The sequence below is a fragment of the Pseudoalteromonas sp. A757 genome (assembly GCF_004103285.1).
In the GTDB taxonomy this organism is placed as follows: Bacteria; Pseudomonadota; Gammaproteobacteria; order Enterobacterales; family Alteromonadaceae; genus Pseudoalteromonas; species Pseudoalteromonas galatheae.
Map to the genome: position 1 here is coordinate 170,404 of NZ_QNQN01000073.1, position 19,374 is coordinate 189,777.

Annotated in this window: 15 protein-coding genes; 6 read left to right on the forward strand and 9 right to left on the reverse strand. The window is 40.6% G+C overall.

From position 1 onward, the window contains the following. Nucleotides 1-1,430: 1,430 nt before the first annotated feature. The 3 genes from DRB05_RS18180 to DRB05_RS22680 all read left to right on the forward strand — a co-directional run bounded on the left by DRB05_RS18180 (nt 1,431) and on the right by DRB05_RS22680 (nt 4,529). Nucleotides 1,431-1,751, forward strand: coding sequence for a hypothetical protein (locus DRB05_RS18180; RefSeq protein WP_128728177.1), 321 nt, complete (start codon nt 1,431-1,433; stop codon nt 1,749-1,751). Between the two features lie 278 nt (nt 1,752-2,029). Then, nucleotides 2,030-3,841 carry a 6-hydroxymethylpterin diphosphokinase MptE-like protein gene (locus tag DRB05_RS18185; protein ID WP_128728178.1) on the forward strand — a complete coding sequence of 604 codons (1,812 nt, stop codon included), beginning with the start codon at nt 2,030-2,032 and terminating at the stop codon, nt 3,839-3,841. After that, a complete protein-coding gene (locus DRB05_RS22680; RefSeq protein WP_161568701.1) occupies nt 3,831-4,529 on the forward strand; it encodes a hypothetical protein in 699 nt (232 codons plus the stop codon). The genes DRB05_RS18185 and DRB05_RS22680 overlap by 11 nt, the downstream gene beginning before the upstream one ends. Nucleotides 4,530-4,566: 37 nt before the next feature. On the opposite strand, the gene pyrF is transcribed toward DRB05_RS22680, so the two are convergent. The 9 genes from pyrF to gyrA all read right to left on the reverse strand — a co-directional run bounded on the left by pyrF (nt 4,567) and on the right by gyrA (nt 15,065). Continuing rightward, nucleotides 4,567-5,277: an orotidine-5'-phosphate decarboxylase gene (gene pyrF, locus DRB05_RS18190; RefSeq protein ID WP_128728179.1), complete on the reverse strand. Its 711-nt coding sequence runs from the start codon at nt 5,275-5,277 to the stop codon at nt 4,567-4,569. A 28-nt stretch (nt 5,278-5,305) separates the two neighbouring features. After that, on the reverse strand, nt 5,306-6,442 hold the full coding sequence (locus DRB05_RS18195; RefSeq protein ID WP_128728180.1) for a lipopolysaccharide assembly protein LapB: 1,137 nt from the start codon (nt 6,440-6,442) through the stop codon (nt 5,306-5,308). Nucleotides 6,443-6,444: 2 nt separating this feature from the next. Beyond that, nucleotides 6,445-6,708: a LapA family protein gene (locus tag DRB05_RS18200; RefSeq protein ID WP_128728181.1), complete on the reverse strand. Its 264-nt coding sequence runs from the start codon at nt 6,706-6,708 to the stop codon at nt 6,445-6,447. A 17-nt stretch (nt 6,709-6,725) separates the two neighbouring features. Continuing rightward, the gene (gene ihfB, locus DRB05_RS18205; protein WP_010377033.1) at nt 6,726-7,016 is read right to left on the reverse strand and encodes an integration host factor subunit beta; all 291 of its coding nucleotides are present in this window, start codon (nt 7,014-7,016) and stop codon (nt 6,726-6,728) included. Nucleotides 7,017-7,077: 61 nt separating this feature from the next. Further along, nucleotides 7,078-8,745 carry a 30S ribosomal protein S1 gene (gene rpsA / locus DRB05_RS18210; RefSeq protein WP_128728182.1) on the reverse strand — a complete coding sequence of 556 codons (1,668 nt, stop codon included), beginning with the start codon at nt 8,743-8,745 and terminating at the stop codon, nt 7,078-7,080. A 96-nt stretch (nt 8,746-8,841) separates the two neighbouring features. Continuing rightward, nucleotides 8,842-9,558, reverse strand: coding sequence for a (d)CMP kinase (gene cmk / locus DRB05_RS18215; RefSeq protein WP_128728183.1), 717 nt, complete (start codon nt 9,556-9,558; stop codon nt 8,842-8,844). A 254-nt stretch (nt 9,559-9,812) separates the two neighbouring features. Then, nucleotides 9,813-11,093 (reverse strand): 3-phosphoshikimate 1-carboxyvinyltransferase, encoded by a 1,281-nt coding sequence (gene aroA / locus DRB05_RS18220; protein ID WP_128728184.1) that lies wholly within the window; start codon nt 11,091-11,093, stop codon nt 9,813-9,815. Beyond that, nucleotides 11,093-12,175, reverse strand: a complete 1,083-nt coding sequence (gene serC, locus DRB05_RS18225; RefSeq protein WP_128728185.1) for a 3-phosphoserine/phosphohydroxythreonine transaminase — start codon at nt 12,173-12,175, stop codon at nt 11,093-11,095. Before serC ends, aroA begins: the two co-directional genes overlap by 1 nt. Nucleotides 12,176-12,392: 217 nt before the next feature. Next, entirely contained in the window at nt 12,393-15,065 is a 2,673-nt protein-coding gene (gene gyrA / locus DRB05_RS18230) for a DNA gyrase subunit A (protein ID WP_128728186.1), read from the reverse strand. A gap of 265 nt (nt 15,066-15,330) precedes the next feature. Between gyrA and ubiG the strand changes: the two genes are divergently transcribed. From ubiG to nrdA, 3 genes are all read left to right on the forward strand, one after another. Continuing rightward, entirely contained in the window at nt 15,331-16,041 is a 711-nt protein-coding gene (ubiG, locus tag DRB05_RS18235) for a bifunctional 2-polyprenyl-6-hydroxyphenol methylase/3-demethylubiquinol 3-O-methyltransferase UbiG (RefSeq protein WP_128728187.1), read from the forward strand. Further along, the gene (locus DRB05_RS18240) at nt 16,038-16,685 is read left to right on the forward strand and encodes an HAD-IA family hydrolase (RefSeq protein ID WP_128728188.1); all 648 of its coding nucleotides are present in this window, start codon (nt 16,038-16,040) and stop codon (nt 16,683-16,685) included. The genes ubiG and DRB05_RS18240 overlap by 4 nt, the downstream gene beginning before the upstream one ends. Before the next feature lie 355 nt (nt 16,686-17,040). Beyond that, a complete protein-coding gene (nrdA, locus tag DRB05_RS18245) occupies nt 17,041-19,326 on the forward strand; it encodes a class 1a ribonucleoside-diphosphate reductase subunit alpha (RefSeq protein WP_128728189.1) in 2,286 nt (761 codons plus the stop codon). Nucleotides 19,327-19,374 lie beyond the last annotated feature (48 nt).

Here is a 19,374-nt window from a genome sequence, read left to right on the forward strand (position 1 = left end):
CAAGAAATTACATAGACCAAGTATGCAGTTTGTAACTGAATACTAAGTTAACATTCGAAAATCTTCTTCAAAATTATGCAAACATATGTTTTTTTAAGGGATTTTACTTTTTATAGGCATTCAGAGAGGAAGTCATAAAGCTTAATGAGTAATTCAGTTTGCATTAAGCTTTCTTACGACTTGTTGAGATAGACACTTCCCTGAAAACAAAAACCACACTAAACATCTGGACTTTTGATGTACATTCTCGAACGGCGCATACGATACACAAACGAATTTTTTAGATCAACCATAATATCAAATTAATATTATACCACTTTAAAAAACACACTTGCATTCCAGCCTAACGATGTAATAGCCTCTGTTATTATATGAATTATATTAATAACAGATAATTACACGCAAAATAACCATTTACATATGATTAACCAAAACCAGCAGACTATTGTGATGGCCTGCGAGCAAACAAAGGTTAAATATCGTGCACACAGAGATCGCAATTTACGGTATTAGCTAAACAAGCAATGTAGCAAGTTTTGAATTAACTACTTGTATTAATGGTAGTTTTATTTAATATAGCACTTTAGCATCAAAGTCAGATCTTCCTGACGAACTTTTGGCTGGGAATGATGTAACTTTTGAAACAATCTGTTCAGGTCAACAGAGTACTTTTTTCACGGCCGAACGCTTTGACATTTGTAACGGACGACTTTGGAGAATACCTATGCTTGTCAATTAACTTTAAAGCCAAGGGTCGGACGACTAAAACAAACAGAAAAATGCCAGTTTTTTGTAAAAATCAATGTACAATCTTTGATCAACTCAATTTTATTAAAAGTGGGCTATTCATAAGACCGAATAAAATTGCAAGTCACTAAAGATCTGGCCACACTACAGCAGACAGACAAGCGCTAGAAAAAAGCGACACTTTTTCACCCGACTCTTACCAAAATACGGGTTAATTTATTGGCTTAAATGCCATGATTTTATTGAGTTGCTATGATTGCAAGGAGTAATTGAGCCGCCGAGCACTTTATGAAACTCCTCTTTAAAGCGACAGAAAATGAATAAAGCAGTTTACTCATCTATGAATAAGGAAATACCTGATCACCACGGAACAGCATTTTATTGTTTTTTGGTTTCTTTGATCGGTTTTATCGTTGCTGTATTGATTAGCAGACAGAGACATAGCTAGTTCAACTATGGGTAAAAGTCGTTGTGTTACTAACATCGGTGCTTTCGTTTTTTATCTTTATGTTTATACTTTCAGGCCTATTTTACACTAAGGTTATCATGGGTAATGCTGCGAGTCAGTCGATCATATTTATACTGGTGGGTTTTGGGGTCCCCAAATTTTTAGTGCATACTAAAGCCAAAAGCCGTCAGTAAAACCAGACCAACATTTACCGCCAAAATAACAAGGAGTTAGAATGCGAGAAGAAAACCGACGAGTCCCACAACAATTGGGCCAGTATCTATATCAACAAATTAAAGAGCCATGGAGTGAAGCCCGGCTCGTACTGGACTACCATGACGATAATATGCCTAGGTGTTCCGCTTTTTACTATGACACCAGCACACCAAAACAAGCACACGTTATACCAGTAAGTGATGAAATCTCTGTTCTTTTTCTAAGCTTGTTCGAAAATGCAACATCAAATCAAGAAGAAAATTGGCAAAAGGCTATTTTCTCAGTACAGCGTAGTGGCCAATTTAGTTTGAACTTTGAAACTGCTGATAACGAAGAGTAAAAGACAAATATATTGCCCCCGATTGGCCATGCTAAAAGTATGGCTGATCAAACCAATGCCAACTATTGCTTAATACCCAGCTAACGTATCACTAAATAATGAGTAAACTACAAGGTTATCTGCTACTTCTAGAATAGATTACAATCCTTCATCTATGGCTGCTCTTCGCTTGGTAACGTCTCTATTTAATTGAAGGATAATTTTCAGGTTTGATGCTAAAATAGGTACTCAATTCTAATACTTATCGAGTAATTAGATATCAAGGACTAGAATAATATATGAAAGCAAGTTTTCAAATTTCGCAGAACAAATCTCACTTCCCACAGATTCAAGATAAATTACATGCTAAGTCTATAGAGTTAGAATTTTATGGCATTGACCCTAAAGTTCAATGCATTGAGCAAGTGGAACTTTTTTTTAATAGACCAACTCATCTTTCTCTAAATTTATCTATCGCTGAAACACAATACTACCATCAACAATTTATCAATAAATCACATGACATTGCGTCAGCATTAGGGTTTAAACCAAACTCGAAACCTACATCCAGTACACTGGTCGTTCTGGGCTTAGGTGCTGGTTATCATGTTCCCGCATTACTTAACAAGCTAAATTATATAGATGTGATAATTATTGAGCAGGATCAAAAACTTGAAGCCTTAGGCCGATTTAACATCGATCTTGAAACGATAAAAAATGAGTGTAAAGCACGCGGCGGTAATCTAAAGCTCTTTAAATGTAAGAGCTATAGTGACTTTTTAGATAGTTTAGCATCCTACTCATCTGAGCGAAGTTGTGGAATATTTAGTGATATCAGTTTATTTAGGCATTATAACTGTCAGTTATTTGACAAAATATATGACTCATTTAAGGAATGGAGAAACTCCTTCGTAAGTCTATGGGGCTTTATGGAAGATGAGATGATAAGTTTAAAACATTCCTATCAAAACATAAAAAGTCTAAAAAATTTTAAAAAATCAGATTTTTCTTTTCTAGAAAGTCATAAAGCTTTGATTGTAGGAAATGGCCCATCGCTAGATCTTATAATTGATGATATAAATAAATTTAATGGGATTATTGTATCATGTGGAACATCATTATCGAGCCTACTTAAAAAAGACATTGTTCCACATATACATGTAGAAATGGAGAGAAGTAGAGATGGTTATTATATTAAAGAGAATTACCTAAACAGTCCCCTATTGAAAAACACGCTATTGATAACTTTAAACACCGTCTATCATAAAACTCTACGCGCATTCAAGAATAGGTTAGTTTTTTTTAAAGCAAATGACATTACAACAGAGATTATTACAAAAGAGCATGCTATAACTCCGCTTTACTATAGCAATCCAACCGTTACAAATACCGCTATGTCTGCACTCGTAAGTCTGGGTGTTAAAAAGTTTGTATTATCTGGGTGTGATTATGGCTTTGTTGATGAGAAACTGCATCATTGTAAGCACTCTCAATACTATAACGAAAGAGATGATCTTAGCCGATGTCGCTTCACTGGACAACATTATGTGCAAGGTAACCAAACAGAAAGAGTGTTAACAACTCGAATATTCAATGAATCAAGAAAAGCAGTTGAGTCGCTAATTCATGTTAATCCTGAGCTGAGTGTTGAGAATATAAGTAATGGCGCATTGATAAATGGTGCAATACCAACAAAGGAATTGAAACAAAACTCAATTCCTTTTTCCTTTTCACTATTTGAAAACAGCTTCAAAGCAGTAAACAATCTTAATCATATAAGCTTTACCTTTAAAAAAAATTTAGATAGATGCCGTGAAATATTAAACTTTGTTATCAAGGATTTAAAAAAGACTCGCACATTAAATGAATTAAAATCAGTACTTTCTAATTTCATCAGTGATTTAGAGTCAAATCCAAATGAAAGAGAGGTTATGCTCGTCTTATCTGGCAGCTTTAAGTACATCATTTTTGGAGTATTCAACCATACAAATCATATACCTGAGGATAAAAAGGAGGATTATTTCTTAAATATAAAACCTATACTATGTGAAATAGTAACAAAGATAAAAACAGAAATTTTAAGTATTGTAAGGACAGATCGTGAAATTTAATTTATTTGCTGTTTTACCTACTACAGTGGTTTTAGCAAGCACTGTACAATCAATTGCATCTGCTGCTGAAACAATTAGTGATGGAATTAGTCAAGAGTTACACGGAAGTGTAACCCAAACCAATAATACCATGATTGATTCGCTTGGAACTAGCGACTCTTTTGAAACTAGCGACTCTTTTGAAACTAGCGACTCTTTTGGAACTGGCGACTCTTTTGGTACTAGTGATTCTTTTGGTACTAGTGATTCTTTTGGTACTAGTGATTCTTTTGGTACTAGTGACTCATCTAGTACCGCATTTCCGTATTCTACGAATGAGTTAACAAAAGGTATTTTATCAATTGTATATGAACAATATGGTTATAAATCCCTTCTTTATGAAATTTGTATACGGACAAACAAGAATGTAGTAATAGCGAGAGCAACTGAGCAAACTGAGAGTAATATAGGATATGACTTTCTGGCAAGAGGAAACTACAAACTTAACGACAACTCCCTGACGCTAAAAGTTGGAGCGACTAATAAAACAAAGCTAGAGAAGTTTAATTTCATAACTAGCGATGACCCAAATTACACGTTCATGGGTGAGTGGTATATCAATAAGCACAACAGGACGAAGGTCTATGCTCAATATCTTCCGGAGGAGTTTTACTTCGCTTATAGTTGCGATACACGACTTGGACAATAAATTAAAGCCAACGTGAATATAACGTTGGCTTTGCAACTTAAATCTCGGCTATGCTACTGTTAATCGCCTTTAGCATAGCAGTAGGATCTTCAGCTTTAGTGATCGGGCGTCCTATCACGAGGTAATCACTCCCCGCTTTAACTGCTTTTTCAGGTGTCATAATGCGTTTTTGATCGCCAGCATCAGAGCCTGCAGGTCGGATCCCAGGTGTTACAAGTTTAAATTCTTCACCGAGTTGAGCTTTTAACAGCTCGGCTTCTTGCGCAGAACAAACTACGCCGTCTAGGCCTGATTCTTTCGCTAATTTTGCTAGATATAGCACTTGCTCTTGGGGCGTTTTTTCAATTCCAAGCTTTAATAATTGTCCTTGATCCATACTAGTTAGTACGGTCACAGCAATAAGTAGTGGCGCTTTATCACCGTAAGCTACCAACGCTTCTTTTGCTTTTGACATCATTTCATGACCACCACTGGCGTGAACGTTTACCATCCACACCCCTAGCTCAGCCGCAGCAGTTACTGCTTTTGCAACCGTGTTTGGAATATCATGAAATTTTAGATCTAAGAATACATCAAAATTCATATCTACCAGTTTTTTTACAAACTGAGGGCCAAAATAGGTAAACATCTCTTTACCTACTTTCAATCGGCATTCGTCAGGTGAGAGCTGAGAAACAAATGATAATGCAGCTTCTTCATTATCATAATCAAGCGCAATCAAAACCTTTTTTAAATCTTGTGTCGACATAGTTACCCTATTTGGCCAAATTATAAACTTAAAAACCGTCTAACCCACGGCTTGGAGCAAGTGACTCCCAATGTTTGCAGGAGGGACATAACCAATACATAGTATGACTTGTAAACCCGCAATGACCACATTGATAGTTTGGCTTAGTTGCAATATAAGACTTCACCAATTTATCTATTTCTTGTAGTACGTGGTCTATTTTAGCATCTTTGCCGCTAATGAGTTGCAGCAAATAACTAAAGCCCCTAATTGATGGTTCACGCTTTAAACTATCAGTTAGAAACTCTATTGCCTCAGAAATATGACCTTTTTGGACTAATCCTTGGCAAAACTTAATTCTGATCAGCACACCTCCTTTTTCTAATAACTCTGAGACTAACTCAAAGAATTGATCATGAATATTTAATTTAACATAACAGGATTCAAGGTCTTCTATTACAAGTGGCGCCATAAATACAAATTGGCTCACGAGCTTTCGCCAATAATATATGCACTTCACGTAATCATCATGTTTATATGCATCTTTACCCATTTCATACAAGGGTCTTACTGTTTCATGCGCAAGTAACGTTGCTTTTTCGAATAGACTCGGATTCTTTTCTTGATTTGCGGCTTCACAGTAAAAGTTTGCAATCGTGGCGCAATGAGAAGACTTTTTAAAAAGCTCAGGATGCGCTTCATACATATGAACGCCCTTTCGCCAATCTCTAGTTTGAGAGTATAGGTTTAAAATAGGATCGAGAGCATCATTAAACCCTAGCTTTACAAGGATGACTAAGTGTTCCTCTGCACTATCCAACAGACCTGCTAAGATGTAGTCTTGAGCAAGCTCTAAGCGGCAGGATTTAACCACTTCTTCATCTAGATTAGGTTGTTTAAGTAGTAATTCATGAATTTTTATCGCTCTATCTAACTCTCCCCGCTTTCTAAAAAGCGATGCAAGTGTTAAATAATGATCGACGGAGTCTGCCGAGACTTCTAGTAATTTAGTGAGATGTTCAAGGCCCTGATCTTCTTCCCTATCCAACAGGAATTTCAGGCCTTTACTATATTCTGAGGTAATTTGTCGACTTTGCTCTAAGGCTTGATTCTTAGCACTATTTTTACCCATAACATAACCGTAAGCGGCGGCTACAGGTAATAATAAAAACAGCAGTTCGATCATAACTAGCGTTCGGCTGTTTGGCTAAGCTTACTATTACTTTTTTTTAGGCGATGATTTTGCCATTTAAGCTTAGATAAAACCGACGCTGTTACAAGTAAACCAATAATTATCCCAAGAGCTAAGCAAATACTCATTAAGGTTGCCAGTGGTAACTCTGCACTTGCAATTACAAAATTGACATTAACAACTTGTGGATTTTGTGTCCCAACTAAAAATGCAATCAGTATGGCAACAACAGCTAATCCTTTTTTCAATACTGCAACCAAGTTTAGCTCCGTTAGACTTAATTATTTAAGCTTTCGTTTACTCTATCGCGCAGCTCTTTGCCAGGCTTAAAGTGTGGTACATATTTACCATCCAGCTCTACTGTCTCACCCGTTTTAGGATTACGGCCAGTGCGAGGAGAACGGAAGTGAAGCGAGAAACTACCAAAGCCACGGATTTCGATACGCTCCGAGTCTGATAATGAGCCAGCCATTTGTTCAAGGATTTCTTTTACCGCATTCTCTACATCTTTAACAGGAACGTGAGCGTGCTGCAGTGCAAGTTGTTCTATCAATTCAGACTTTGTCATAATGTTTCCTTTAGTGTAAAAGGAAGGGCTAAACGCCCTTCCTAGTTTAAAGACCGATTAATTAGTCTTTTTGAGCATTTTTGAAAGCTGCAGCCATTGCGTTTTCAAACGCCGGCTCATCTTTCTTAAGCTTCTCTAGTGCTTCTTTTTCTTCAGCTTCGTAGATAGCTTTAACTGATAGGCTGATAGTACGGTTCTTACGATCAACACCTACAAATTTAGCTTCGATTTCGTCGCCTGCAGAAACAGCAGCTGTCGCGTCTTCAACACGCTCTTGTGCGATATCAGCTACACGGATGTAACCTTCAACGCCTTCGATCAGCTCAACAGTTGCGCCTTTAGCATCAACTTCAGTCACTTTACCTTTAACAATAGCACCTTTTTTGTTGGCGTCTAGGTAGTTAGTGAATGGATCAGCGTCGATTTGCTTAACGCCTAGAGAGATACGCTCACGCTCTGGGTCAACTTGTAGAACGATAGCTGTGATTTCGTCACCTTTCTTGTACTCACGTACAGCTTCTTCGCCTGGAGTGTTCCAAGAGATGTCAGATAGGTGTACAAGACCGTCGATACCGCCGTCAAGACCGATGAAGATACCGAAGTCAGTGATAGACTTGATCTTACCAGAAACTTGGTCGCCTTTGTTGTTAAGACGAGCAAACTCTTGCCAAGGATTAGCTTTACACTGCTTAAGACCTAGAGAAATACGACGACGCTCTTCGTCGATTTCAAGAACCATAACTTCAACAGTATCACCTAGTGAAACTACTTTTGAAGGGTGGATGTTCTTGTTAGTCCAATCCATTTCTGAAACGTGTACTAGACCTTCAACGCCTTCTTCGATTTCAACGAAACAGCCGTAGTCAGTTAGGTTAGTTACACGACCAGTAAGCTTAGCACCTTCTGGGTAACGACCAGCGATAGCAGCCCATGGATCTTCGCCAAGTTGCTTAAGACCTAGAGAAACACGAGTCTTCTCTTTGTCGAACTTAAGTACTTTAACGTTGATTTCGTCACCTACGTTCACGATCTCTGAAGGGTGCTTAACACGCTTCCAAGCCATGTCAGTGATGTGTAGAAGACCGTCAACACCACCTAAGTCTACGAATGCACCGTAGTCTGTAAGGTTCTTAACGATACCTTTAACTTCTTGACCTTCAACAAGGTTTTGAAGAAGCTCTTCACGCTCTTGTGAGTTCTCAGATTCAATAACAGCACGACGTGAAACAACAACGTTGTTGCGCTTCTGGTCTAGCTTGATAACTTTGAACTCTAGCTCTTTACCTTCAAGGTGAGCTGTGTCGCGAACTGGACGTACATCAACAAGTGAACCAGGTAGGAATGCACGGATTGAATCAACTTCAACTGTGAAACCGCCTTTAACTTTACCGTTGATCATACCAACAACAGTTTCGTGCTCTTCACATGCTTTCTCTAGACGGATCCATGCTTCGTGACGCTTCGCTTTCTCACGAGAAAGGATAGTTTCACCGAAACCGTCTTCAATAGCGTCAAGTGCTACATCTACTTCGTCGCCAACTGCAACTTCTAGTTCACCAGCAGCATTTTTGAATTGCTCTGCAGGGATTGCACTTTCAGACTTAAGGCCAGCATCAACAAGAACAACGTTGTTCTCAATAGCGATTACTGTACCTTTAACGATTGAGCCTTGCTCAACTTCAAAACCCTGTAGGCTTTCTTCAAATAACTGCGCAAAATTTTCTGACATACTAAATACGTCTCTATAAAGTTAAATTACCAATTAGCAACCATGCTGCATGGGGTTGTTAAATAAACACTAGCTTCCTGCCTGTGTCATTAAAAATTATTTAGGTAAACAACTTTTTGGAAGCTTACCTGCCACAATGGCGTCTTGAATAAAAGACATAACCTGTTCGAATACCTGTTCAGCATTATACTCAGTTGTATCAACAACTACCGCATCGCTGGCAGGAACTAATGGGGCAACCTTGCGATTCATATCGCGATCATCGCGAGCTTTAATGTCTTCTAACAGACCACTTAGTGTAACATCATGGCCTTTCTCATTCAACTCAACAAACCGCCTGCGAGCACGTTCTTCAGCGCTTGCAGTTAAATAAATTTTAAGCTCTGCATCAGGGAACACCACTGTTCCCATATCACGTCCATCTGCAATTAAGCCAACTTCAGTTCTAAAAGCACGTTGACGTCTTAACAATGCTTCTCTGACTCGTGGTAATGCCGCAATTTTTGACGCTGCTGCGCCGACTTCTTCATTGCGAATGGTATTAGTGACATCTTCACCTTCAAGTACAATTTTACTTTTTTTAGTTTCTTTATCGATAGAAAATTGTACATCCAAATTAGCTGCAAGTGGGACCAAGCCCTCTTCGTTATCAGTTGCTATTTGGTGGTGTAATGCAGCTAACGAAAGCACGCGATAAATCGCGCCGCTATCCAACACTTCCCAATTTAATGTTTCAGCTAACAAGCGACAAACAGTTCCTTTGCCTGAACCACTTGGGCCGTCGACGGTGATAACTGGCATAGCTGCCTGCATTTAGACCTCCTAAAAATGCTCACCTGAATTTGACGGCGCATAGTATACGTCAATTTGCTGAATATATCCTTATTTACCTGTCATTTTTTGTTATATCTCAAATTATTAGTACAGCGAAAGATGCTAAATGTCAGGTGCAGACTAGCTTTGACTGAATAAAATTCAGCCAACCAAACGCGTATTTGACTTTGTTATGATTGATTATTTTAGAGAGGGCTTTAAGGTGCTGAACATCTTCAACACCTTTGATGAGATTAATACTGGCTAATGCTTTCTAACACTGAAAAATAGGTTGGGAAAGTTTTTGCCGTACATTTAGGGTCATTAATAGTTATAGCTTGGCCACCTACTGCCACCATTGAAAAACACATCGCAATGCGATGGTCATTGTATGTATCTACATCCGTAAAATTAAAATTAGCCGGTGGTGCAACTTCTATAAAGTCGTGCCCTTCTACCACTTCTGCACCTACTTTCTTTAGCTCTGTCGCCATCGCAGCTAATCTATCGGTTTCTTTTACACGCCAATTGTAGATATTACGAATTGCGGTTTTACCTTTTGCGAATAGCGCTACGGTTGCAAGCGTCATCGCCGCATCGGGGATAGCATTGGCATCGATATCCACACCATTTAACTCACCTTTTCGCACAACAATACGTTCGTCATGCCAATCAATGTTTGCTCCGACTTGTTCCATCACTTTGGCAAAGCCGATATCACCTTGCACACTTTGTTTACCCACTCCCTTGATCTCAATTTCACCACCTGCAATTGCCGCTGCAGCAATGAAATAAGAGGCAGATGATGCATCCCCTTCGACCATAAGTGTCCCAGGAGATTGATACTGCTGCCCAGCCTTTACCACAAAACGCTGGTAATCATGGTTTTCGACATGAACCCCAAAGTGCGCCATCACACCAATGGTAATATCAATATAAGGCTTTGAAACCAGCTCACCTTTGATCGCAATATTCGTATCGCCACTAAAAAGCGGTGCAGCCATCAATAATGCGGTCAAGAACTGGCTTGAGATGCTGCCGTCAATCTCAACTTCTCCACCAGCAAGTTGCTTACCTGCAATTTTTAACGGCGGGTAGTCTTTGTTTTTGAGATATTGAATATCTGCACCAAGCGTTTGCATGGCATCAACAAGATGGCCAATTGGGCGCTCTTCCATTCGCGGCTCACCAATCAGTTCATAATCACCGGATATAGCAGCAAGCACAGCAGTTAATGGCCGATACGCCGTACCAGCATTGCCTAAAAATAACGGCTCAACGGGGGAAATAAAGTTGCCACCATTTCCTTTGACAAGTGCCACCGTGTTGTCGTCTTCTAGCGTCACTTCAACGCCTAATTGAGACAGTGCACCTAACATATGGCGGATGTCATCGCTATCCAATAAGTTCGTCACTTTTGTCTTGCCTTCGCACAATGCCGCAAGCAACAAAATACGATTTGATAAGCTTTTAGAGCCAGGTAGCGTCACACTGCCACTGACTTTAGTTATAGGCTTGAGTGTCAACTGTTCCATCAACTGTTCTCCCGTGCGAATTTATCCATAAATCCAACTAACGCTTTTATCCCTTCAATTGGCATAGCGTTATAGATGCTTGCACGCATACCGCCGACAAAACGGTGGCCCTCAAGTGCAATTAAACCGTTTTGTTCTGCCTCTGCCAAAAATTTTGCATTTAGGCTGTCATCGTTTAACCAAAATGGTACGTTCATTAACGAGCGACAATGTTTTGCAACTTTGTTTGAATAGAAGCCAGAGCCATCGATGTAATCGTACAAAATGGCCGCTTTTTCTTGATTGTGCGCTTCCATGGCTTTAACACCACCAATGCTTTCAAGATACTTGAATACCTCAAACGCTAGATACCATGCAAATGTCGGTGGTGTGTTGTACATGCTTTGCTGATCAGCCTCAATGGCGTAATCAAGAATGGCAGGTCTTGGCAACCCTTCACGCTTCAATAACGTCTTACGCACAATAGCGATACTTAGCCCTGAAGGACCGATATTTTTTTGCGCACCAGCATAAATCAAATCAAAGTCATTGACGTTAATCTCACGAGATAAAATATTGGAAGACATATCCGCTACAATCGGTGCGCTTGAATGTTTTGGAACGTCAAATATTTCGATACCGTCGATAGTTTCGTTTGGACAATAGTGAATAAATGAAGCGTTCTCTGGTAGCTTCCACTCAGAGACAGGTAAAATATCGAATTGACCATTTTCGTCAGTACGAATATTAATTGCATGCGTTTGCGTAAACTTCCCACCTTCTTTTGTCGCGCCAGTAGACCAGATACCGTTTTCGATATATACACCTGGTACACCATCTACATGTAGATTTAGCGGTACAGCAGCAAAGTGACCACGACCACCGCCATGCATAAACAACACTTCAAATTCATCAGAGATATTCATCAAACGACGTAAGCTGGCCTCGCACTGCTTCGCCATCTCCAAATAAGGCGCTGAGCGATGGCTGACTTCCATCACCGACACGCCTAAATTTTGCCAATCTAAAAATTCTTTTTGCGCTTTCTTCATAACTTCAACAGGTAACATCGCAGGACCCGCGCAAAAATTATAAACCGTCATATTTTTCCTCATTCCTAATAAACTAGCCCATCCAAATTATCGACGAATTGTTATCATATTTTTTGAATGAACAGTGAGTTGCCCAAGCAAAAGCTGGATAGTTCGTAGCCTTAATTTATCAGGGTTCGAGCTATTGTCATAGAGGGATAGATTGAAAAAACTGACATAAAGAAAAAAAGCGACCGAAGTCGCTTTTTATATTACAGATAAGATTGTGCTATTCTTCTGTGTCTGAATCAACTGCAGGTGTCGCTTCACCCTCAGCCTCAACAATTTCACCCTCAGGCAACTCGTCCACTTCAATTTCTTCGATGCGTTGAAGACCAACTACCTTTTCTTCTTCCATTGTACGGATCAGAATAACACCTTGAGTGTTACGGCCTACCGTAGAAACTTCGTTTACACGCGTTCTAACTAGTGTACCACGGTTTGATATCAGCATGATTTCATCGTTGTCATCAACTTGAACCGCGCCGACCACAGAACCATTTCTTTCAGTTACTTTGATTGACACGACACCTTGTGTTGCACGGCTCTTCGCTGGGTACTCTTCAAGCGGCGTACGCTTACCATAACCATTTTCAGTTACGGTCAAGATTGCACCATCGCCTTGTGGTACGATTAGTGATACCACTTTCACGTCATCTGGCATCTTGATACCACGAACACCTGTTGCTGTACGACCCATCGGACGTAGCGCCAACATTTCTTCGCCAGTTTCAGGGTCGCGCTTTACTTCACCTGTTTCTGAATCTCGCTGCTTCTCATTAAAGCGCACAACTTTACCATGCTCAGTAAATAGCATGATGTCATTTTCGCCTGTAGTAATGTTAGCACCGATCAGGCTATCGCCTTCGTTCAAGTTGATAGCAATAATACCACTTGCACGCTGACGACTGTATGCTGTCAGAGGTGTTTTCTTAACGATACCACTTGCCGTCGCCATGACGATAAACTTATCTTCTTCGTATTCACGAACTGGTAAAATTGTCGTAATACGCTCATCAGCTTCGAGTGGTAACAAGTTAACAATTGGCTTACCGCGCGCAGCACGTGATGCAAGCGGCAGCTGGTAAACTTTCAACCAATACAAACGGCCGGAAGTTGAGAAACAAAGAATTGTATCGTGAGTATTTGCAACGAGTAGACGTTCGATAAAGTCTTCATCTTTCATCTTAGTTGCAGATCGCCCTTTACCACCACGACGCTGAGCTTCGTAATCGCTTAGAGGTTGATACTTCACATAACCTTCGTGAGAAAGCGTAACGACAACGTCTTCTTCGTTGATCAAATCTTCTAAACTAATATCGTGCGCAGCAGCAGTGATCTCTGTGCGACGCTCATCACCATACGTTTCTTTGATTTCAACTAATTCATCGCGGATCACTTCCATCAAACGCTCTGGAGTAGAAAGGATGTACAGTAGCTCAGCGATTAGATCGAGCAGTTCTTTGTATTCTGCTAGAATTTTCTCGTGCTCAAGACCCGTTAATTTGTGTAGTCTTAAGTCTAGAATTGCTTGGGCTTGTTGCTCAGACAAATAGTACTGACCATCACGGATCCCTAATTCTTCCGCTAACCAATCCGGACGCGCAACATTTTCTTCGCCAGTGCGCTCAAGCATTGATTTAACGTTACCAAGATCCCAAGCTCGCGCGGTTAGCGCAGCTTTTGCTTCTGCTGGTGTTGGTGACTTACGAATAAGCTCAATGATTGGGTCAATATTGGCTAGCGCAATTGCGAGGCCTTCAAGCGTGTGCGCTCTGTCTCTCGCCTTACGCAGGTCAAATACAGTACGACGCGTTACGACTTCACGACGGTGAATAATAAACGCATCAAGCATTTCTTTCAGGTTGAAACACTTAGGCTGGTTATTGTCTAGTGCAACCATATTGATGCCAAACACAGTTTGTAGTTGTGTTTGAGCGTATAGGTTGTTTAGTACAACTTCACCTACTTCACCACGCTTGATCTCAATAACGATACGCATACCGTCTTTATCCGACTCATCGCGTAGTGCACTGATCCCTTCAACCTTTTTATCTTTAACAAGCTCTGCAATCTTTTCGATTAGTCTTGCTTTGTTAACTTGGTAAGGAATTTCATGAACGATGATAGTTTCTTTGCCAGTCTTCTCATCAACTTCGATTTCAGCTTTCGCACGGATGTAGATCTTACCACGGCCTGTTTTATAGGCTTGTTCGATGCCATTCTTACCGCTAATAATGGCGGCTGTCGGGAAATCTGGACCCGGAATATAGTCGATTAACTCTTCAATAGTGATGTCTGGATTCTGGATCACAGCCAAACAGCCATTGATCACCTCGGTTAAGTTGTGAGGCGGAATATTGGTCGCCATACCAACCGCAATACCAGATGAACCATTCACCAATAAGTTAGGCACTTTAGTTGGTAACACATCTGGAATTTGCTCTGTACCATCGTAGTTTGGTACATAATCAACGGTTTCTTTTTCAAGGTCAGCAAGTAACTCGTGAGCGACTTTCGCCATACGTACTTCGGTATAACGCATCGCAGCTGCAGAGTCACCATCGACAGAACCAAAGTTACCTTGTCCATCTACGAGCATATAGCGTAGAGAGAAAGGCTGAGCCATACGTACAATAGTATCGTAAACCGCACTATCACCATGCGGGTGGTATTTACCGATTACGTCACCAACTACACGAGCTGACTTTTTATATGGTTTGTTCCAGTCATTTTTAAGTTCATTCATCGCGAACAATACACGACGGTGAACTGGCTTTAGGCCGTCACGTACGTCAGGTAATGCACGACCTACGATTACACTCATTGCATAATCTAGGTATGAATTTTTTAATTCATCTTCGATATTGACTGGCAGGATTTCATTGGCGAGATCAGACATTTGACTCCACTTTCCTTCAGTGTCCACCCCTTTTGTGTCACACTACAACTTGTGTTGAGATGCTATCTGAATATCAAATTGCTTTTTCTGCTGAAGCGCCAATTAAACGCGCTTCGAAAAATAGCCGAATTGCCTCAGAGTATCAGCGGGGGCTTTGTTTATTATAAAATTCGTCAAGCATGCTAACACACTTTTTACCGTTTTACAGGTGCTATTTTTATCTAATCCCCTTTATAATGCGCTCAATTCGACGAGGAAGTTTTTTATGACCGAACATCAAAATGTAGACCCTAATGAAATCGCTAAATTTGAAGAAATAGCAGAGCGCTGGTGGGACCGAGAGGGAGAATTCAAACCATTACACGATATTAACCCATTGAGATTGGACTTTATTAACGATAAATGTGAAGGCCTATTTGCAAAAACAGTATTGGATGTCGGTTGTGGTGGTGGGATTTTAACAGAAAGCATGGCTAAGCTGGGCGCAAATGCAACCGGTATCGATATGGGACAAGAACCGCTCAATGTCGCAAAGCTTCACGCGCTAGAGGTCGGCGTTAAAGTAGACTATCAGAAAGTGCCAGTAGAAGAATTCGCAGCCTTACACCATGGCGAATTCGATGTAGTAACTTGCATGGAAATGTTAGAACACGTACCAGATCCAGAATCCATTATTCGTTCTGTCTCACAATTAGTTAAGCCCGGCGGTCATGTATTTTTTTCTACCTTAAACAAGACCACAAAAGCGTATTTACTGGCTATTGTCGCTGCTGAAAAACTGCTTAAAATGGTTCCTGAAGGCACGCATGAGCATGATAAGTTTATTCGCCCGTCTACCTTAATAGCTTGGGCTGAAAAGTACGACCTCAAAGTTAGAGCGGCAACAGGGATTAACTACAACCCTATCGGCAAAACATTTACCTTAACTAAAGACGTTTCGGTTAACTACATTCTACACTTTGAGAAGCTAGTATGATCCAAGCGGTACTATTTGATCTAGACGGCACCTTGCTGGATACCAGTGATGACTTGGGCGCTGCACTAAACCACGTTTTAACTGCTAACAAAATGCCTACTGTCGGAAAACAAGTATATAGCAGTGCGATTTCAAACGGCGTAGCAGCGATGTTGCAAGTAGGGTTTGGTGAGTCATTACAGCGCTACGATACTCAGGTATTACGTCAGGGGGTACTCGATTACTACCTTGCGAACCTGTCAGTACATTCCCAATGCTTTGCGCAGATTGGTGAGTTATTAGCGGCACTTGCAGAAAAAGAGATTCAGGTTGGGATCATGACAAACAAACCTGAGTTTTTAACACTTCCGCTACTAAAGCAGATCCCTGAACTTGCAAAGATCGAGACAGTAGTATGCGGAGATACACTAGCGGTGGCCAAGCCTCATCCAGAGCCTTTACTGTTAGTGGCATCAAAATTGGGGGTCTCACCTGAGCAGTGTATTTATGTTGGCGACGCTGAGCGAGATATTATTGCTGCGAAATCTGCAAAAATGATTAGTGCAGCAGCAATGTGGGGGTTCATTCCATCTGAAGCCGAAGCAAAGTCTTGGCATGCGGATCTCTATCTTACTAACCCATTAGACACGCTATCGCATATTTAGTGTTGATAGAAAAATAAAACACCATATATTGTGTTTTTGCTATAATAGATACGAATTTGTGTAGAAAAAAATCAGTTAGAATTTTTTTTTATTTTTGCTGAAAAGCATCATCTTTCTGTTGATTTTTCTTTGTGAGCAGATAAGTGGATTGTCATAGGTTAGTGGACACTTACATAAGTAAATTATCCCAAACTTATCCACAATTCTGCCAGAGTTGTTCTCTTGCAAATTCACGTCAACCCCACTATCTTGTGATCCCTAGCCACTAGGGCACCATATATAGTGGTGGTTTGCTAAACAATTTTATATTCGTGCGATATCTAAAGCGCGTTCCTAAGGAATACAGGCACATAACATGAACCAACAGCTATCTGTATGCAAAAGAAACGGTCGCAAAGAACCGTTAGATCTAGATAAGATCCATCGTGTCATTACATGGGCGGCAGAAGGCCTAGATAACGTCTCAGTTTCTCAGGTTGAATTAAAGTCACACATCCAGTTTTATGACGGTATTCGTACTGGTGATATCCACGAAACGATTATTAAAGCTGCAGCCGATCTGATCTCAAAAGAGTCTCCAGATTATCAGTATCTAGCCGCTCGTTTGGCTATTTTCCACTTGCGTAAGAAAGCCTATGGCTGTTTTGAGCCGCCGCACTTACACGACCATGTGGTAAAGCTGGTTGAAGACAAGCGCTATGATCAGCATCTTCTTACCGATTACACAAAAGAAGAGTTTGATGAGCTAAACAACTACATCGATCATAGCCGAGATATGAACTTCAGCTATGCAGCTGTTAAGCAGTTGGAAGGTAAATACCTTGTACAAAACCGCGTAACAGGTGAGATCTACGAAAGTGCTCAGTTCTTATATGTTCTTGTAGCTGCTAGCCTGTTTGCAAACTACCCGAAAGAAACGCGTCTAGATTACATAAAGCGATTCTACGATGCAGTTTCAACATTCAAAATTTCATTACCTACGCCAATTATGGCGGGTGTTCGTACGCCGACACGTCAGTTTAGCTCATGTGTACTTATAGAATGTGCTGATAGCCTAGATTCAATCAACGCAACTTCTTCTGCGATTGTAAAATACGTCAGTCAGCGCGCTGGTATCGGTATTAACGCTGGTCGTATTCGTGCGCTAGGTAGCCCAATCAGAAATGGTGAAGCGTATCACACAGGATGTATTCCGTTTTATAAGCACTTCCAAACGGCTGTTAAAAGCTGTTCTCAAGGTGGTGTACGTGGTGGCGCAGCGACCCTATTCTACCCGCTTTGGCATCTTGAAGTTGAAAACCTATTAGTACTAAAAAATAACCGTGGTGTTGAAGAGAACCGCGTGCGTCATCTGGATTATGGCGTGCAGTTCAACAAAACCATGTATAGCCGCCTAATTAAAGATGACTATATCACGCTATTTAGTCCATCAGATGTGCCTGGTCTTTACGACGCATTCTTTGAAGATCAAGATAAATTCGAAGAACTGTATGTTAAGTACGAGCAAGATGAATCTATCCGTAAGAAACGCATTAAAGCGATTGAGTTATTCTCAATGTTTGCGCAAGAACGTGCGAGCACTGGTCGTATTTATCTACAAAACGTTGATCACTGTAATACACACAGTCCGTTTGACTCTAAGGTTGCACCGATCCGCCAGTCAAACCTATGTCTTGAAATTGCACTACCGACTAAGCCTCTAAGCCACGTAAACGACCCTGAAGGTGAAATTGCACTATGTACGCTTTCCGCATTTAACTTGGGTGCCATCAAGTCTCTAGACGAGTTAGAAGAGTTAGCTGAGCTTGCGGTTCGCGCACTTGATAACTTATTAGACTATCAAGACTACCCCGTACCTGCTGCGTACAATGCAACGATGAGACGCCGTACACTGGGTATCGGTGTGATTAACTTTGCTTATTACCTTGCAAAGAATGGCGTTAAGTACTCCGACGGTAGCGCTAACGGCCTAACACATAAAACATTTGAAGCCATTCAATACTATCTGATGAAAGCTTCGAATGAATTGGCAAAAGAGCGCGGCGCTTGTCCTAAATTTAACGAAACGACGTACTCACAAGGTATTATGCCAATAGATACTTATAAGCGTGATCTTGATAAAGTATGCGAAGAGCCATTGCATCTGGATTGGGATTCACTAAGAGCAAGTATCCAAGAACACGGTATGCGCAACTCAACGTTGTCTGCCTTGATGCCATCTGAAACATCATCACAAATTTCAAACGCAACAAACGGTATCGAACCACCTCGTGGTCATATCAGTGTTAAAGCGAGTAAAGATGGTATCTTGAAGCAAGTAGTACCAGAGTACGACCGCCTCAAAGATAACTATGAGCTACTTTGGGATATTCCATCTAACGATGGTTACCTTGCATTAGTTGGTATTATGCAAAAGTTCATCGATCAAACTATCTCTGCAAATACCAATTATGATCCAAGTAAGTTTGAAGCGGGTAAAGTTCCTATGAAGCTATTGCTCAAAGACTTACTCACCGCATACAAACTTGGTGTTAAAACGCTTTACTACCATAACACCCGTGACGGTGCTTCAGATGCTCAAGATGAGTTAAAACCAGAAGCAGAAGACGATGGTTGTGAAGGCGGCGCTTGTAAGATATAACTTTTATGCGGGTGGTCTTCACCCGCTTTTTTAGGTATTGAGTAACAC

Coding starts and splice junctions, on each gene's coding strand:
- DRB05_RS18180 (WP_128728177.1), top strand. CDS start 1,431: ATGCGAGAAGAAAACCGACGAGTCCCACAACAATTGGGCCAGTATCTA.
- nrdA (WP_128728189.1), top strand. CDS start 17,041: ATGAACCAACAGCTATCTGTATGCAAAAGAAACGGTCGCAAAGAACCG.
- pyrF (WP_128728179.1), bottom strand. CDS start 5,277: ATGTCGACACAAGATTTAAAAAAGGTTTTGATTGCGCTTGATTATGAT.
- ubiG (WP_128728187.1), top strand. CDS start 15,331: ATGACCGAACATCAAAATGTAGACCCTAATGAAATCGCTAAATTTGAA.
- DRB05_RS18185 (WP_128728178.1), top strand. CDS start 2,030: ATGAAAGCAAGTTTTCAAATTTCGCAGAACAAATCTCACTTCCCACAG.
- aroA (WP_128728184.1), bottom strand. CDS start 11,093: ATGGAACAGTTGACACTCAAGCCTATAACTAAAGTCAGTGGCAGTGTG.
- ihfB (WP_010377033.1), bottom strand. CDS start 7,016: ATGACAAAGTCTGAATTGATAGAACAACTTGCACTGCAGCACGCTCAC.
- cmk (WP_128728183.1), bottom strand. CDS start 9,558: ATGCAGGCAGCTATGCCAGTTATCACCGTCGACGGCCCAAGTGGTTCA.
- gyrA (WP_128728186.1), bottom strand. CDS start 15,065: ATGTCTGATCTCGCCAATGAAATCCTGCCAGTCAATATCGAAGATGAA.
- rpsA (WP_128728182.1), bottom strand. CDS start 8,745: ATGTCAGAAAATTTTGCGCAGTTATTTGAAGAAAGCCTACAGGGTTTT.
- DRB05_RS18195 (WP_128728180.1), bottom strand. CDS start 6,442: ATGATCGAACTGCTGTTTTTATTATTACCTGTAGCCGCCGCTTACGGT.
- serC (WP_128728185.1), bottom strand. CDS start 12,175: ATGACGGTTTATAATTTTTGCGCGGGTCCTGCGATGTTACCTGTTGAA.
- DRB05_RS18240 (WP_128728188.1), top strand. CDS start 16,038: ATGATCCAAGCGGTACTATTTGATCTAGACGGCACCTTGCTGGATACC.